Annotated in this window: 15 protein-coding genes; 10 read left to right on the forward strand and 5 right to left on the reverse strand. The window is 67.1% G+C overall.

What is annotated here, in order from left to right; all coding sequences use genetic code 11:
• Position 1: 1 nt before the first annotated feature.
• Positions 2–931: a DMT family transporter gene (locus EV560_RS23385; protein WP_131858243.1), complete on the reverse strand. Its 930-nt coding sequence runs from the start codon at positions 929–931 to the stop codon at positions 2–4.
• 137 nt (positions 932–1,068) lie between these two features.
• Positions 1,069–1,848: an SDR family oxidoreductase gene (locus EV560_RS23390; RefSeq protein ID WP_131858244.1), complete on the reverse strand. Its 780-nt coding sequence runs from the start codon at positions 1,846–1,848 to the stop codon at positions 1,069–1,071.
• Between the two features lie 124 nt (positions 1,849–1,972).
• On the opposite strand from EV560_RS23390, the gene EV560_RS23395 reads away from it, so the two are divergent.
• Both EV560_RS23395 and EV560_RS23400 read left to right on the forward strand, forming a co-directional pair.
• A complete protein-coding gene (locus EV560_RS23395) occupies positions 1,973–2,806 on the forward strand; it encodes a UDP-2,3-diacylglucosamine diphosphatase (protein WP_131858245.1) in 834 nt (277 codons plus the stop codon).
• A complete protein-coding gene (locus EV560_RS23400) occupies positions 2,806–3,888 on the forward strand; it encodes a glycosyltransferase family 4 protein (RefSeq protein ID WP_131858246.1) in 1,083 nt (360 codons plus the stop codon). The genes EV560_RS23395 and EV560_RS23400 overlap by 1 nt, the downstream gene beginning before the upstream one ends.
• On the opposite strand, the gene EV560_RS23405 is transcribed toward EV560_RS23400, so the two are convergent.
• On the reverse strand, positions 3,827–5,614 hold the full coding sequence (locus tag EV560_RS23405) for a cation:proton antiporter domain-containing protein (RefSeq protein ID WP_131858247.1): 1,788 nt from the start codon (positions 5,612–5,614) through the stop codon (positions 3,827–3,829). The two genes, EV560_RS23400 and EV560_RS23405, sit on opposite strands and share 62 nt — an antisense overlap.
• 162 nt (positions 5,615–5,776) lie before the next feature.
• Between EV560_RS23405 and EV560_RS23410 the strand changes: the two genes are divergently transcribed.
• Positions 5,777–6,622 (forward strand): AAA family ATPase, encoded by an 846-nt coding sequence (locus EV560_RS23410; RefSeq protein WP_131858248.1) that lies wholly within the window; start codon positions 5,777–5,779, stop codon positions 6,620–6,622.
• Here the strand turns inward: EV560_RS23410 and EV560_RS23415 are convergent.
• Entirely contained in the window at positions 6,597–7,235 is a 639-nt protein-coding gene (locus EV560_RS23415) for a hypothetical protein (RefSeq protein WP_131858249.1), read from the reverse strand. The genes EV560_RS23410 and EV560_RS23415 overlap by 26 nt on opposite strands.
• Positions 7,236–7,320: 85 nt before the next feature.
• Here EV560_RS23415 and EV560_RS23420 point away from each other — a divergent pair, with 85 nt between their 5' ends.
• Both EV560_RS23420 and EV560_RS23425 read left to right on the forward strand, forming a co-directional pair.
• Positions 7,321–7,887, forward strand: coding sequence for a DUF2975 domain-containing protein (locus EV560_RS23420; RefSeq protein WP_131858250.1), 567 nt, complete (start codon positions 7,321–7,323; stop codon positions 7,885–7,887).
• 12 nt (positions 7,888–7,899) lie between these two features.
• Positions 7,900–8,142, forward strand: coding sequence for a helix-turn-helix domain-containing protein (locus EV560_RS23425; protein ID WP_131858251.1), 243 nt, complete (start codon positions 7,900–7,902; stop codon positions 8,140–8,142).
• 68 nt (positions 8,143–8,210) lie between these two features.
• Here the strand turns inward: EV560_RS23425 and EV560_RS23430 are convergent, their stop codons facing one another.
• Positions 8,211–9,467, reverse strand: a complete 1,257-nt coding sequence (locus EV560_RS23430) for an ABA4-like family protein (RefSeq protein ID WP_131858252.1) — start codon at positions 9,465–9,467, stop codon at positions 8,211–8,213.
• A gap of 123 nt (positions 9,468–9,590) precedes the next feature.
• Here EV560_RS23430 and EV560_RS23435 point away from each other — a divergent pair, with 123 nt between their 5' ends.
• From EV560_RS23435 to EV560_RS23455, 5 genes are all read left to right on the forward strand, one after another.
• A complete protein-coding gene (locus EV560_RS23435) occupies positions 9,591–10,256 on the forward strand; it encodes a TetR/AcrR family transcriptional regulator (protein ID WP_131858253.1) in 666 nt (221 codons plus the stop codon).
• A gap of 39 nt (positions 10,257–10,295) precedes the next feature.
• On the forward strand, positions 10,296–10,823 hold the full coding sequence (locus EV560_RS23440) for a SixA phosphatase family protein (protein ID WP_131858254.1): 528 nt from the start codon (positions 10,296–10,298) through the stop codon (positions 10,821–10,823).
• 109 nt (positions 10,824–10,932) lie between these two features.
• Positions 10,933–12,375 carry a YcjX family GTP-binding protein gene (locus tag EV560_RS23445; RefSeq protein ID WP_131858255.1) on the forward strand — a complete coding sequence of 481 codons (1,443 nt, stop codon included), beginning with the start codon at positions 10,933–10,935 and terminating at the stop codon, positions 12,373–12,375.
• Positions 12,376–12,391: 16 nt separating this feature from the next.
• Positions 12,392–13,402, forward strand: coding sequence for a YcjF family protein (locus EV560_RS23450; RefSeq protein ID WP_131858256.1), 1,011 nt, complete (start codon positions 12,392–12,394; stop codon positions 13,400–13,402).
• Positions 13,403–13,580: 178 nt separating this feature from the next.
• Positions 13,581–14,957 (forward strand): flagellar hook protein FlgE, encoded by a 1,377-nt coding sequence (locus EV560_RS23455; protein WP_131858257.1) that lies wholly within the window; start codon positions 13,581–13,583, stop codon positions 14,955–14,957.
• Positions 14,958–15,089 lie beyond the last annotated feature (132 nt).

Consider the following 15,089-nt stretch of genomic DNA (forward strand, 5'->3'; position numbering starts at 1 on the left):
ATCAGGCGCCGCGGGAGGAGCCGACCTCTCGTGTTTCCTTCCTTAGCAGGCCGAGCTGCTGCTCACGCAGGATCACGTAAATACCGGAGGCGATGACGATGACGGCGCCGACGAAGACTGCGTTGGCAGGCCAGTCGCCGAACATGAACCAGCCGATCCCGACCGCCCAGAGCATGGTGGAGTATTCGAAGGGCGCGATCAGCGAGGCGTCGCCATAGCGATAGGCCTGCACGATCAGGATCTGGCCGAGCCCGCCGAGAATGCCGATGGTGAAGAGCAGCGCCGCATCCTTCAGGGTCGGCAGGTTCCAGCCGAACAGGCTGGTGCAGAGGCCGAGCGTGGCGGTCAGCACCATGAAATAGAAGACGATCGCGCCGGTCTTCTCCGTGCTGGTCAGGAGGCGGACCTCGACCGAGGCGAAGGCCGAACAGAAGGCGCCGCTCAGCGCCAGCATCGCGCCGATGGCCGGGCCGCCTTGGAGCCCGCGCGCCAGCGTGTCGCTGCCGAGATAGGGCGAGAGCATCAGGAGCACGCCGACGAAGCCGATCGTCACCGCCGTCCAGCGATAGATGCGCACGCGCTCCTTCAGGATCACGACGGCGAGCACCACGACCATCAGCGGCCCGGCATAGCCGAGCGCGACCGCGTCCGGCAGCGGCAGGAAGCCGAGCGCCGCGAAGCCGAGGAACATGCCGGTCGAGCCGAAGACGCCGCGCTTCATATGGCCGCGGAAATTCTGGGTCCGGAGTGCCGAGGGGAATTCCGAGCGCCAGGCCAGCCAGATGATCAGCGGGATCAGTGCGAAGAAGGAGCGGCAAAAGACGATCTGGCCGGTCGGATAGTTCGCGGAGACGGCCTTGATGCCGGCCGACATGAAGGTGAAGGCCAGGGCCGAGATGAGCTTGAGGCTGATGCCGAGGAGAGGGGACAAGGAACTGCGCGGGTTTGGGGAGATCGGTCTTGTAGAAGACCTTTGCCCTTAGACCACGCCGATTCGGGTTCTCAAAGCGTGAAGCTTGCAACCCCGACCGGCAGCGGGCGGGAGGCGGCTGCCGGTCGGAACTTGTCTCAGAACGCGCCCTTGAACACGCCGCCGTCGATCAGGAAATTCTGGCCGGTGATGTAGCCGGCATGCGCGCTGGCGATGAAGGCGCAGAGCTTGCCGAATTCCTCGGCGTTGCCGAAGCGCTTGGCCGGCACATCGGCCATGCGCGCCTTGGCCATCTCCTCGATCGGGACGTTCCTGAGCGCCGCCATCTTGGTCATCGAGCCCTTTAGCCGGTCGGTGTCGAACATGCCGGGCAGGATGTTGTTGATCGTGACATTGGCATGGGCGACCTCGCGGGAGACGCCGGCGAGGAAGGCGGTGAGGCCGGCGCGCGCGCCCGAGGAGACGTCGAGCCCGGTCAGCGGGGTCAGCACGCTCATCGAGGTGATGTTGACAATGCGGCCGAACTTGCGGGCGATCATGCCGTCGACGACGCGCTGCGTCAGCTCGATCGGCGTCGCCATGTTCTGGATCACGCCTTCAAGCAGCGCCTCGCGGGTGACGTCGCGAAAACCCTTCGGCGGCGGGCCGCCATTGTTGTTGACGAGGATGTCGGGCTCGGGCGCTGCCGCCAGCAGCGCGTCCTGGCCGGCCCTGGTCGAGACGTCGGCGACGACGGCGACGACCTTGGCGCCGTAGCTGGCACGAATCTGGCTGGCGGTCTCCTCCAGGGTCGCGCCGTCGCGACCGTTGATCACCACCGTGCAGCCGGCTTCGGCAAGCGCCTCGGCGCAGCCGCGGCCCAGACCCTTGCTGGAGGCGCAAATAATGGCCGTGCGGCCGGCAATGCCCAAATCCATTTCGTTCCCTCTCACAATGCTGCGTTCGCTCGTCACGCAAACCACGGATTCATGTCGGCGTCATCAAAGCGCAATGCAAATCAGACACACGCCGCAGGCATCGCAACAGGATGGGCCGGCGAGCATGAGCGACGACGACGACGCCAAGCAGGTTCGCAGCATCTTCATTTCCGATCTGCATCTCGGCACGCGCGGGGCGCAGGCGGATCTCGTGCTGGAATTCTTGCGCGCCTATGATGCGCCGCAGATCTACCTGGTCGGCGATATCATCGACGGCTGGCGGCTGAAGAGCGGCTGGTACTTCCCGCAGGCGCATAACGACGTCATCCAGAAGCTGCTGCGCAAGGTCCGCAAGGGCTCCAAGCTCACCTATATCACCGGCAACCACGACGAATTCCTGCGCGATTTCGCCGGCACCCAATTCGGTGGCATCACGCTGGTCGATGACTGCATCCACGAGACGGTGGACGGCAAGCGCCTGCTGATCATCCATGGCGACCTGTTCGATCTCGTTGTGCGCAACGCCAAGTGGCTCGCCCTGCTCGGCGACTGGGCGTATACGATCGCGCTCGCTTCCAACACCGTGGTCAACAAGGTGCGGCGCCTGCTGCAGCTGCCGCATTGGTCGCTCTCGGCCTGGGCCAAGCTCAAGGTCAAGAATGCGGTGAACTATATCGGCGAGTTCGAGACCTGCCTCGCGGCCGAGGCGCGCCGGCATGGCGCCGATGGCGTGGTCTGCGGCCATATCCATCACGCGGCGCATCGCCAGATCGACGGCCTGACCTATATCAACACCGGCGACTGGGTCGAAAGCTGCACGGCCGTGGTCGAGCATCACGATGGCCGCTTCGAGATCATCCACTGGCCGCAGTATCGGCTGAAGGGTCAGCCCCTGCCGGCCCCGGCCGTGCTGCCGGTACCGCGCCCCGAACCGGCCCTGGTGAGCGAGGCCGCCTGATGCGCGTCCTGATCGCGACGGACGCCTGGCGGCCCCAGATCAACGGGGTCGTCCGGTCGCTGGAGCGCATGTACGAGGCAGCGCCGTCCCATGGCGTGACGGCGCATATGCTGACCCCGGAAGGGTTCTGGCAGATCGGTCTGCCATCCTATCCCGATATCAGGCTGGCGCTGGCTACGCGCCGGGCGGTGGCGAAGCGTATCGCCGAGTTCAAGCCCGACCATATCCATATCGCGACCGAAGGGCCGATCGGCTGGCTGACGCGTGCGGTCTGCCTCGCCCAGAAGCGCACGTTCACGACCAGCTACCACACGCGCTTCCCGCAATATGTCGCGGCGCGCTGGCCGATCCCCGAGCGCTGGAGCTATCGCTTCCTGCGCCGATTCCACGGGCCGGCGGCCGGTGTGATGGTCTCGACCGCGACCGTCGAGGCCGAGCTCAGGCAGCATGGCTTCGAGCGAATCCTGCGCTGGGGCCGCGGCGTCGATCTCTCGCTGTTCCATCCGCGCCCGGCGAGCGTGCTCGACCTGCCGCGGCCGATCTTCCTCAGCGTCGGCCGGGTCGCCGTCGAGAAGAACCTCGAGGCCTTCCTGTCGCTGAGGCTGCCCGGCAGCAAGGTCGTGGTCGGCGACGGGCCGGCGCGGGCCGATCTGCAGCGCTCGTTCCCGGACGTGACCTTCCTGGGCACGCGCGAGGGCGAGGATCTGGCCTCGATCTACGCCTCCTCCGACGTGTTCGTCTTCCCGAGCCTGACCGACACGTTCGGCATCGTGCTGCTCGAGGCCGCGGCGAGCGGCCTGCCGGTGGCGGCCTTCCCCGTGCAGGGGCCGAGCGACGTCTTCGCCGGCAGCGGGGCAGCGGTGCTGGACGAGGACCTGCGCAAAGCCGCGCTCGCGGCTCTGCGCATCCCGCGCGAGACCTGCCTCGAGCTCGCGGCCGGCTATAGCTGGCAGAGCAGCGCCGACCAGTTCTACGGCCATATCTTCCGCATCGCGCAGCAGGTGCGGGCGGCCCAGAACGTCACAACCTTCGCGACCGCCCGTGGCGCGGAAGGGCCGGCGCGGGAGCGGCTGCGGGCTTGAGCTCGCGCCGGAAGACGTCGCGGCGCTCGTGCACCGAGGCGATGACGAGGCCCATCGGCACGCCAAGACCGACCAGCGCCGCCTCCGACAGTTGCAGGCTCGCCTCGATGGTCTCAGGCACCGCATCGTTGACGCCAAGTTCGTAGAGATGGCGGGCATGGGCTGCGTCGCGGGCGCGCGCCACGATGATCAGGTCCGGCTTCAGGGCGCGCGCCACGCGCACGGTCTCGTCGACCGCCTTGTTGGTATCGATCGTGACGATCAGCGCGCTCGCGTCCTCGATACCGCAAAGCTTGAGGAAATCCGGTTTCGTCGCGTCACCGAAAAAGGCCGGCCGCCCGGCGCGACGCTGGCTCGCGACCAGGGTCGGGTTCGAATCAACGGCGATATAGGGCTTCTTGTGCTCCTCCAGCATGGCGCCGACGAGACGGCCGACACGGCCGCAGCCGATGACGATGGCGCGGTCGGTCTGGTCGAGCGGCGGCAGGATCCGCGCCTCCTCGGGCAGGATGACCGGCTTCGCGAGACGGGCCGCGAGGAGACGCGCCATGCGCGCGCAGAGCGGCAGGGTCACCATGGTAAGCGAGACGGCCGCCAGCACGAGGCTGATCGCATCCTCGCCGATCAGCTTGGCGCCGGCGGCGGCGCTGAGCAGCACGAAGGCGAATTCGCCGCCGGGCCCGATCATGATCGCGGCCTCGATCGATGTCGCCGCGGAGAGCTTGAAGGCGCGGCCGAGGCCGTAGACGATCGCCGCCTTGACGGCGACGAGGCCAATGGCGATGCCGATGATGGCGAAGGGTTGGGCTGCGATCTGGGCCGGGTTGATGCCCATGCCGACCGTGAGGAAGAAGACGCCGATCAGCAGCGACTTGAACGGCTCGATGGTGACCTCGATCGCCCGGCGATATTCCGTTTCGGCCAGCAGCAGCCCGGCGATGAAGGCGCCGAGCCCCATTGAAAGCCCCGCAGTGGCGGCGATCAGGCCGGTGCCGAGCGCGGTCAGGAGCGTCGCCGCCATGAAGCTTTCGGACGAGTCGGTCGAAGCGACCAGGCGGAAGAGCGGGCGCAGCGCCCAGCGGCCGATCACGACGATTCCGGCAATGGCGGCGCAGGCCTGGAGGCCCGCCTTCGCCATGCTGGCGATGAGCGAGCCGCCATTCTGCGCGCCGAGCACGCTGATCAGGAAAAGCAGCGGGATGACCGCGATGTCCTGGCAGAGCAGCACGGCGAAGCTGGCGCGGCCGGCTGAGGAGGTCATGCGGCGGCTGGCCGAGAGCAGCTCGACCACGATCGCGGTCGAGGACAGGGCGAGGCCGAAGCCAATCAAGAGCGCTGCGGTTGCCGGCTGCCCGAGCCAGTAGGCGGCAGCGCCGATGATCGCGGCCGACAGGCCGACCTGGCCGAGCCCGAGCCCGAAGACCAGCCGGCGCATCGTCATCAGGCGCTCGAACGACATTTCGAGCCCGATGACGAAGAGCAGGAAGGCGACGCCGAGCTCGGCAGGGCCGGCCAGGGATTCCGGGTCCGCAACCGTGATGGCGCGCAGGACCGGTACCGAGGCGACGAGGCCGCCAAGGCCGTAAGGGCCGAGCAGCGCGCCGCAGGCCATGAAGGCGACGACCGAATTGATCTTGAAGCTCTTGGCGAAGGGCACGATGACCCCTGCCGTCGCCAGCACGACAGCGGCATCCTTGAAGAGCGAAGGGTCAACTGCGGCGGCCAAGGCTATCCTCGCGCTGATTCCGGAAGTGATTCAAGTTTGCGGGCCAAGGCCTTGCAGTACAAGCAATAGCTTGCCTGGGCCCGAAGAATTCTGCGCCCGAAAACCTTGCGGTGATCGCAGGCGGCCCGTAGCCTTCGCCGGCGCTTATCCGAAAGGCCCTTCATGCGTTTTGCCGGTACCGAAAACTACGTCGCCACCGAGGACCTCACCGTCGCCGTCAATGCCGCGATCCGGCTGGAGCGGCCGCTCCTGGTCAAGGGTGAGCCCGGCACCGGCAAGACCGTGCTGGCCGAGGAGATCGCCAGCGCGCTGAAGGCGCCGCTGATCACTTGGCACATCAAGTCGACCACCAAGGCGCAGCAGGGGCTCTACGAGTATGATGCGGTGAGCCGCCTGCGCGACAGCCAGCTCGGCGATCCGCGCGTCTCGGAGATCTCGAACTATATCAAGCGCGGCAAGCTCTGGGAGGCTTTCGTCTCAGCCGAGCGGCCCGTGCTCCTGATCGATGAAATCGACAAGGCCGATATCGAGTTCCCGAACGACCTGCTGCTCGAGCTCGACCGCATGGAATTCCATGTCTACGAGACCGGCGAAACGATCCGCGCGGCGCAGCGCCCGGTGATGATCATCACCTCCAACAACGAGAAGGAGCTGCCGGACGCCTTCCTGCGCCGCTGCTTCTTCCACTATATCCGCTTTCCTGACGCTGACACGATGCGAGCCATCGTCGAGGTGCATTTCCCGGGCATCAAGAAGCGGCTGATGGAGGAGGCGCTGCGGCTTTTCTTCGAGGTGCGCGACGTGCCGGGCATCAAGAAAAAGCCTTCGACCTCGGAGCTGCTCGACTGGCTCAAGCTGCTCGTCGCCGAGGATATCGGGCCGGAGGTGCTGCGCGAGCGCGACCCGCGCAAGCTGATCCCGCCGCTCCATGGAGCGCTGCTCAAGAACGAGCAGGATGTCAGCCTGTTCGAGAAGCTCGCCTTCATGGTACGGCGCGAGAGCCGCTGAGCGCGGCCGGCGCGTCGCAGGCCGGAAGCAGGCTCGCGAGATCGGGGGCGCCGCCGGTCTCCTTGATCGCCTCGCGCAGGTCGATATCGCTCGTCAGCGTGACGTAGTCGCGCGTCTCCGAGGTCTTGAGATAGGTCGACATCGGGATCGGCCTGCCGCCAAGATCGCCGGTGCGGCAGATCTTGCGGGCGTTCAGCGCCAGGCTGCCTGGATTGCCGCTGCCATCGGGGTTGAGCATGTGCTCCTCGCGGAACGCGGTGAGATTCGCCGCATCGGTCGCGCTCAGGCGGAAGACCGTGAAGCGCCGGCCCGGCCGCGTCACGCTCGGCAGTGCCGCCAGCTCGGCGGGATCGCTGACCTGCTCGAGCGCGTAGCTGCGCTCGTGCCTGCCGCCCTGCCGCGGCTGGACCGTCACCGTCATCGTCACGCCGCCGGGAAGCGGGCGGATCTCTTCGGGCAGGCTGACGCCTGCGCGCAGATCGGCGAAGCGCGTCGTCTTGAGATCGATCCGTGACAGCGCGGGCAGCGAGCTGAGCGGGACATGGCTGCAACCGGCAGCGAGACCGGTGGCGACAAGAAGCGCGGCAATGGCGGTACGGGGCGGCAAGGGCATGGCTGTCCTCAACAGGCATCGATAAACTCTTGACATTTAAAAATTCATCTATTAGTTTAATTTTGTCAATCGGAGAGCTAATTCGATGAGCGCATATGAGATACCGTCTCCCGCCGGGTCGAGCTTCGCGAGGCTGCGGCGTATCAGCGTCGCGGCGAGCCTGTTCTGCTATCTGGCGGCCGCGCTGATGCTCGTCGGTGTGGTCTGGGTCTGGACCAGCCCTGCAAGCGTGCTGGCTTACATGCAGAGCACTGTTGGCGCGGGCGCTGCGCCCGCCGTTCCGAGTGCGCGTGGATATTGGCTGGGCCTGGCATTGAGCCTGGTGCCGGCCGGCTTGTTCACGCTGGCGATGCTGCGGCTCGGCCGGCTGTTCGGCCGCTTCCGTAGGGGCATCGTGCTCGACGAAGGGAACGCGGTGGAACTCAGCCGGATCGGCTGGCTGCTCTTTGCCTTCGGCGCGGTGACGCCGATCATCCGCGCGCTGCAGAGCGTCGCGCTGACCTTCGACAATCCTACTGGCCAGAAGCAGCTCGCGATCACGCTCGATCCCGGCGTGTTCGGCGCCCTCGCGGCCGGGGCCGTGCTGGTCGCCTTCGGGCTCGTGCTGCGCGAAGCGGTGTGGCTGGCCGACGAGAATCAAAGTTTTGTCTAGTAGGACCTGGTCATGCCGATCGTGGTCGAACTCGATGTGATGTTGGCGCGCCGCAAGATGCGCTCGAAGGAACTTGCCCAGCGCATCGGCCTGACCGAGCAGCAGGTCTCGCAGCTGAAATCGGGCAAGGTGCGTGGCATGCGCTTCGATACGCTGACGCGGATCTGCGTCGTGCTCGACTGCCAACCGGGCGATCTCCTGCGGTACGAGCCGGGCGCGGAGGATCTGCTGGAGGCCGGCGACGCGGAGAGTTGAGGGGCTGGAGCCGGATCCGATCAGTTGAATCAAACTGATCGGTGAATCTGCCTCTCAACTATCGTCGCTCAACTCAGCCCGAGCAGCGGCCGCGCGCTGAGCGCCGCCATGAAGGCGCCGAGCGTCACCAGCGCATAGGCGCCCGCGAACAGGCCGACGGCAGCCGTTCCCAGCCGCGGCTGGCGGATCAGCAACCAGACCAGGAGACCGAAGGCGGGGATGATCTGCAGGGCATGCAGCCCGAGGAAATGGGCCATCCGCAGGTCGCCGCCCGTCAGCGACCAATCGAAGAGCGGCAGCGTCGCCTGTGCTGCCGGGGCGGCGCCGACGAAATGGCTGCCATTGATCGAGAGCGTCGCGCCGCTTACGAGGCCGAGAATACAGGTCAGGGCAAATCCCAGCACAAGCGACCAGCGCAGGGTCGGCGCCAGGGGGGCGGCATCGCGGCGTGCAAGGCCATAGGCGAGGGCGCCCGAGCCGAGCGTGATCATCACTGCGCCGACGCCCATGGCATTGTAGAGCGCCGAGGCGAGCCAGCTCGAGGCGTTGTAATGCGAGGCCTCGGCGCGAGAGGCGCGCCAGGCGATATACGCGACCTCCAGGAAGCCAGCCGGCACGACGCCCCAAAAGACATAGCGGCCGAGCCGCGAAGCGCGGAAGGCCTCGCTGGTCAATGGCAGCACGAGCGCAAGCGTCAGGAAATAGACGACGAGCGACGCTTCGAATTTCAGCGGCTTGAGCCAGACATTGCTGTCCTGGAACAGGCGCTGATCGACCGCATAGGCGAGGGCGGTCGGCAGCATCAGCGCGAGCATGGCGAGCCCCGCAGCAGTCAGGCGCGGATCGAGCTCGAATGCGCATGACCAGGCGGGCAGGCGGGCCTGGGCACGCGCGATCCGGTCGTCCCGGCCGATCCATAAGCTGCCCTTGAGCAGCAGGAATGCGAGGTAGCCGATCGGTCCGAACAGGAAGGTCGCGAGCAGCACCGGCACGACCAGTGGATGTGGAAGTTTCGCCTCCTGCGCCCGCCTCAGGATCCAATTGCCGAGCAGGAGATCGAAGGCGAGATAATGCAGCCAGCCGGCCAGCAGGAGTGGCCGAGAGCCGAACAGCGCCGCCAGATCGTCCAGCGAGGAGAAGCCGCCCTTGGCCTCGTGCCAATGGACGGCGATCAGGATGACATAGCCGAGCGAGAGCGTGGCCGGGATCAGCATGCCGGCCAGCAGCGCGGAGACGCCGCGCCAGCGCGGCAGCAGGATCAGGCTGAGCCAACCCAGGGCGGCGAGCTGGGACCCGCAGGTGAAGGCTGCATCGAGCGTTGGCATGGGATCGCTCCATTTGAACGCTGTCAAGTTGCGGTGGTTGGGTAAGCTGTTATCTTGACGTCGTCAAGATATATTTGACGGTGTTTAGATTGTGGGCTGGCGATGGCGAAGGCAAAGTCGAGTATGGCGCGGGGCGCCTATCATCATGGCGACCTGCGCCAGGCGATGATCGATGCCGCCGAGGCGGTGCTGGCCGAGAAGGGCGTCGCCGGCTTCACCTTGCGCGAATGCGCGCGCCGGGCCGGGGTTTCGCCGGCGGCGCCGGCGCATCATTTCGGCAATATCACCGGGCTCCTGACCGCGGTCGCGACGCTCGGCTTCGATGGGCTGGCGGATGCGATGGACCATGCCGCGGAAGCGGCGACCGAGGCTGGTGGCAACCGCCTGCGTGCCATTGGCGAAGCCTATGTCGCGACCGCGCTGGAGCGTCCCGGGCGCTTCCGCGTCGTCTTCGGGCAGCGCGGCCTGAATGCGGATGATGCCGAGTTCAAGCGCGCCGCGGCCCGCGCCTTCGGCATCCTGGTGCGGGAGACGCAGAGCGAGTTGCCGCAGGCCGAGGTCGAGCAGGACCTGTTCTCGCGCCTGCCGCCGAGCTTCGCCGGTGATCCCGACCTTCCGGAGATCCTGTTCACCTGGTCGGTGACCCATGGTTTCACCACGCTGCTGCTCGATGGGCAGCTCGATTTCCTCGCCGGGCCGGGCGGCCGCGTGGCATTGCAGAAGCTGCATTCGGAAAAGCTCGTCGCGCTGCTGCTCACGGCGTTGCGGACGCGCGAACCTGTGCGCTGAGCCCTCGCAAAATCGCAGGCACATGGTTACGTTCGAGCGATGCGACGCCTCCTGCTCCTGCGCCACGCCAAATCGAACTGGTCCACCGGGGTCACCGACCGCGAGCGTCCCTTGGCCGCGCGCGGACGCGAGGCCGCTCCGCTGATGGGCCGCTATCTCGCCGAGGAACTTCTGCTGCCCGATCTCGTGCTGATCTCGCCCGCCCGGCGCACGGCCGAGACCTGGGAACTGGTCGGGCCGATGCTGCCGGAAAAGCCCGGCACCCATGTCGAGCCACGCATTTACGAGGCCAAGCCGGAGCGGCTGCTCGATGTGGTGCAGGAGACCGAGCCGGATGTCCGGACCCTGCTGATGATCGGCCATAACCCCGGCTTCGAGGAATTGGCTGCGCAGCTGGTCGGCCATGGCGACCGCTATGCCGCGGTACGGATGGCGAAGAAGTACCCGACCTGCGGGCTCGCCGTGATCGATTTTTCCGTCGAGGATTGGCGCAACGTCGTCGCGCGCGGCGGACGGCTCGAACGTTTCGTGACGCCGGCATCGCTGGGCGAAGGGCCTGACGAGTGAGAGAGCGTTCGCGACGTCTCCTGATACGGCCGTCTGACGCTGCTGTCTGCGCTTCCGGTGCTGACGGACCCGGGCGAAGGGCTCGACGAGCGGGCGCTGTTCCCCTCGCATGAGTTCCTATTTCGACGAGGCGCGCAACGCCGCGCTCGCCTTCGGCGACAGCCTGCTCGGGCTGGCGCGGCCGCGGCTCAGGCTCGGCGTCACCGGCCTGTCGCGCTCGGGCAAGACGGTCTTCACCACGGCGCTGATCCAGAACCTGATGGAAGGCGCGCGCCTGCCGGTGCTGAAGGCGGCGGCGCAGGGGCGGATCAGCCGGGTCAGGCTGGTGCCGCAGCCCGATCCGGACGTGCCGCGCTTTCCCTACGAGGCGCATCGCGCGGCGCTATCGGGGCCGGAGCGGCGCTGGCCGGACTCGACGAAGCGGATCTCGGAGCTGCGCGTCGAGATCGATTACGAGCGGGCCGAAGGCTGGTTCAAGGGGCCGGCGACTCTGACGCTCGACATCGTCGACTATCCCGGCGAGTGGCTGCTCGATCTCGCGCTGATAGGCCTCGATTACAAAGCGTGGTCGCGACAGGCCATCGCCGATGCCCGCAAGCCGCATCGGCGTGTGGCGGCCGAGCCTTGGCTCGCCGACCTCGCCGGGCGCGATCCTGCCGGCGCGGCCGACGAGCTGGCCGCAGAGGCCGCGAGCGACCTGTTCAAGGCCTATCTGGCGCGGCTCAGGGCCGATCCGGAGGCGGTGGCGGTGACGCCACCCGGGCGCTTCCTGATGCCGGGCGATCTCGAAGGCTCGCCGGCGCTGACCTTCGCCCCGCTCGATCTTGGCCACGATACCGAGCCGGCGTCCGGCACGCTGGCCGGGCTGATGGCGGATCGGTTCGAGGCCTATAAGCGTGTGGTGGTGACGCCGTTCTTCCGCGATCATTTCGCCAGGCTCGACCGGCAGATCGTGCTGGTCGATGCGCTGGCGGCGCTCGATGCCGGACCTCCTGCGCTCGCCGATCTCGAGACCGCTCTCGGCCAGGCGCTCGCCGCTTTCCAGGTCGGGCGCAATTCCTTGCTGTCGAGCCTGTTCGCGCCGCGGATCGAGCGCGTGCTCTTCGCCGCGACCAAGGCCGACCATGTCCATCATACCAGCCATGACCGGCTGGCAACGGTGATGGCGCATCTGGTGGCGCGGGCATCCTCGCGGGCGCAAGGGGCGGGCGCCAAGGTCGAGGCGATGGCGCTTGCCGCCGTGCGGGCGACGCGCGAGGTCCGGATCAAGGAAGGCCGCGAGGACCTCCCGGCGATCGCGGGCGTGCCGGAGGCCGGCGAGCGCGTCGGCGACGAGATCTTCGACGGGATTGCGGAAGCCGCGATCTTCCCTGGCGAGTTGCCGGAGCGGCCCGAGGCGATCTTCGATGCGAATGCGCCGCGCTGGCAGATCAGGGCGCCGCGCTTCCGGCCGCCCCTGGTCGTGCCGGATGCGGGTGGGCGGACCCAGCCGCCGCCGCAGATTCGCCTCGACCGTGCGCTCGAATTCCTGATCGGCGACAGGCTGGCATGACGAGAGGAGGCCGCCCATGAGCAAGGCTCCGCGCGCCGTGCGCCTCGATACATCGGCGGCCCATGGCGAGGTCGAGTTGACGCCGCTGGACCGTGACATCGCGATCCTGCCCGAAAGCGAGCCGGTCGATCCCACCGAGCCCGCAGCCGTGCCGGTGAAGCCCAGGCGCGGCTGGAGCTGGGGCACGCTCTTCGTCGCCGGGCTCTCGGGCTTCCTGACACTCTCGATCGGCGTCTGGATCGAGCGCACGGTGACCTCGCTGATGAACGAGAGCCCGGTGCTTGGCTATGCGGCGCTGGCCTTTGCAGCCGTAGCGGCGCTCGCGCTCCTCGTCATGCTCGCCAAGGTGCTGCGCGACATCCTGCGCGAGCGGCGGGTCGAGGCCCTGCGCGAGCGGGCGACGACAGTGCTCGCCGGCGGCAGCCTCGACGAGGCCAAGGACATCGCGGGAGAGCTGAAGCGCCTCTACGCCTCCCGGCCGGAGACGGCCAAGGGCCGGGCGGAGCTCGATGACAGCCTGCCGCAACTCTTCGCGCCGCGCGACGTGCTCGCCGTGGCCGAGCGCAGCGTGATCGCGCCGCTCGATGCCGCCGCGCAGGCGCAGATCGCCTCGGCCGCAAGGCGGGTCTCGCTGGTCACGGCGGTCAGCCCGCGCGCCCTGATCGACGTCGTCTTCGTGCTCGTCGCCTGTGCCAGGCTGCTGCGCGCGATTGCAGGCATCTATGCCGGGCGGCCCGGTGCGCTCGGCCTGCTCCGCCTGGCGCGACAGGTCATGGGCCATTTGGTCGTCACCGGTGGCGTCGCGGCCGGCGACGCCCTGGTGCAGCAGGTGATTGGCCAGGGGCTCGCGGCGCGGCTTTCGGCCAAGCTTGGCGAAGGCGTGCTCAACGGCCTGCTCACGGCGAGGATCGGCCTGGCGACACTCGCCGTCTGTCGGCCGTTGCCGTTCGTCGAGGTCGAGCCGCCGACGCTCTCCGACGTGGCCGGCGACCTGGCCTCGTGGCGCGGTGGATCGGAAACGCCGTGAATGCCCCGGCAAGATTTGCCGGCCAGCGCGGAATTTGCCCGGTCGAAGCCGAGAGCTTAGATTCGGTAAACCATCTAACCTATTGAAAATTGGCCGATAGGCGCATGGCATAGCCCATGCAGAACGCTTCGCGACGTATCAGGCGGCTTAAAGGTCCGCCAGGCGAGGCGAGGGTATCATGGGCGTATTCAATGCGTTGACGACGGCGGTTTCCGGAATGCAGGCGCAGTCCTATGCGCTCGAGAACATCTCCGGCAACATCGCCAATTCGCGGACAGCCGGCTTCAAGCGGGTCGATACGAGCTTTGCCGATCTGGTGCCCGATGCGGCGCTCAACCGCCAGATCGCCGGCTCGGTCTCGGCCTATAGCCGGCCGACGAACACGATCCAGGGCGACCTCGCACCGACCGGCATCGACACCAATGTCGCGATCAACGGCGACGGCTTCTTCGTCGTCGACCAGCGCCAGAGCGGCGTCGGCGCCAACACGCAATTCACCAACCAGAACCTCTATACCCGCCGCGGCGATTTCGACTTCGACGCCAACGGCTACCTGGTCAACGGCGCCGGCTACTACCTCAAGGGTCTGAAGATCGATCAGGTCACCGGCCAGCTGATCGGCACCCAGCCGGAGGTGCTGCGCATCACGCAGGAGCAGTACCCGGCGAAGGCGACGACCTCGATCGAGTATCGCGCCAACATCCCGTCCTATCCAGCGACCGAGAGCGCCGATCCCACCGTACCGGGCTCAGAGCTGATCGACCCGGCCGACTACACGGGTTCCTCGATCACAACGATCACCGGCACCGACATGCCGACCTTCCTCAACCAGTCGATCGCCGGCGGCTCGGTGACGGTCTACGATCAGCTCGGCCAGGCGACCACGGTCGAGCTGCGCTGGGCCAAGACGACGAAGGCATCGGCTGGACCGCCGGCCGTCGCCGATACGTGGAACCTTTTCGTCGCCGAGAACACCGGCGCTACCGGCGCCGCCGTGGCCTACCGCAATGTCGGCACCAACATCACCTTCGGCGCCACGGGCCAGCTCACCAATCCAGCCGGCGGCACGATCCCGCTGCCGACGATGACGATCGCAGGCACCACGGTCACCGGCATCAACCTGACCACCGGCGGCGACGGCCTGACCCAGAACGGCGATGTCAGCGGCGAGATCGACGCCCGCAGCATCCGCCAGAACGGCTACACCGCCGGCACGCTCGACCGGACCGAGGTCTCGGAAACCGGCCAACTGATCGGCACGTTCAGCAACGGCCAGGTCGTGGCGCTGGCGCAGCTCTCGGTTGCCCGCTTCAACGCCGGCAACGCCCTGAAGCGGCTCGATGGCGGCGCCTTCCAGGAGACCATCGAATCCGGCCCGCCGATCATCGGCCTCGGCACGTCCCAGCTCATCGGCGGCAATGTCGAGCAGTCCAATACCGACATCGCCGACGAGTTCTCGAAGATGATCGTCACCCAGCAGGCCTATTCGGCCAACACCAAGGTCATCACCACGGCGCAGGACATGCTGAGCAGCGTGTTCAACATCATCCGCTGAGCTTTGGGGCATCTGCGATCCTATCGGGCCGCAGATGCCCCAGCTCTTGAATTCACGCATTTTCTTCACGCGAACCGGAATCCACTTCGCTTGAAAATGCTTTGGCCGCTAGCGGCACGATCCAGAAGGATT

Source organism: Allobosea sp. BK604 (assembly GCF_004341515.1).
Classification (GTDB): domain Bacteria; phylum Pseudomonadota; class Alphaproteobacteria; order Rhizobiales; family Beijerinckiaceae; genus Allobosea.

Coding starts and splice junctions, on each gene's coding strand:
- EV560_RS23390 (WP_131858244.1), bottom strand. CDS start 1,848: ATGGATTTGGGCATTGCCGGCCGCACGGCCATTATTTGCGCCTCCAGC.
- EV560_RS23420 (WP_131858250.1), top strand. CDS start 7,321: ATGAGCGCATATGAGATACCGTCTCCCGCCGGGTCGAGCTTCGCGAGG.
- EV560_RS23395 (WP_131858245.1), top strand. CDS start 1,973: ATGAGCGACGACGACGACGCCAAGCAGGTTCGCAGCATCTTCATTTCC.
- EV560_RS23440 (WP_131858254.1), top strand. CDS start 10,296: ATGCGACGCCTCCTGCTCCTGCGCCACGCCAAATCGAACTGGTCCACC.
- EV560_RS23435 (WP_131858253.1), top strand. CDS start 9,591: ATGGCGCGGGGCGCCTATCATCATGGCGACCTGCGCCAGGCGATGATC.
- EV560_RS23410 (WP_131858248.1), top strand. CDS start 5,777: ATGCGTTTTGCCGGTACCGAAAACTACGTCGCCACCGAGGACCTCACC.
- EV560_RS23430 (WP_131858252.1), bottom strand. CDS start 9,467: ATGCCAACGCTCGATGCAGCCTTCACCTGCGGGTCCCAGCTCGCCGCC.
- EV560_RS23455 (WP_131858257.1), top strand. CDS start 13,581: ATGGGCGTATTCAATGCGTTGACGACGGCGGTTTCCGGAATGCAGGCG.
- EV560_RS23400 (WP_131858246.1), top strand. CDS start 2,806: ATGCGCGTCCTGATCGCGACGGACGCCTGGCGGCCCCAGATCAACGGG.
- EV560_RS23425 (WP_131858251.1), top strand. CDS start 7,900: ATGCCGATCGTGGTCGAACTCGATGTGATGTTGGCGCGCCGCAAGATG.
- EV560_RS23415 (WP_131858249.1), bottom strand. CDS start 7,235: ATGCCCTTGCCGCCCCGTACCGCCATTGCCGCGCTTCTTGTCGCCACC.
- EV560_RS23445 (WP_131858255.1), top strand. CDS start 10,933: ATGAGTTCCTATTTCGACGAGGCGCGCAACGCCGCGCTCGCCTTCGGC.
- EV560_RS23450 (WP_131858256.1), top strand. CDS start 12,392: ATGAGCAAGGCTCCGCGCGCCGTGCGCCTCGATACATCGGCGGCCCAT.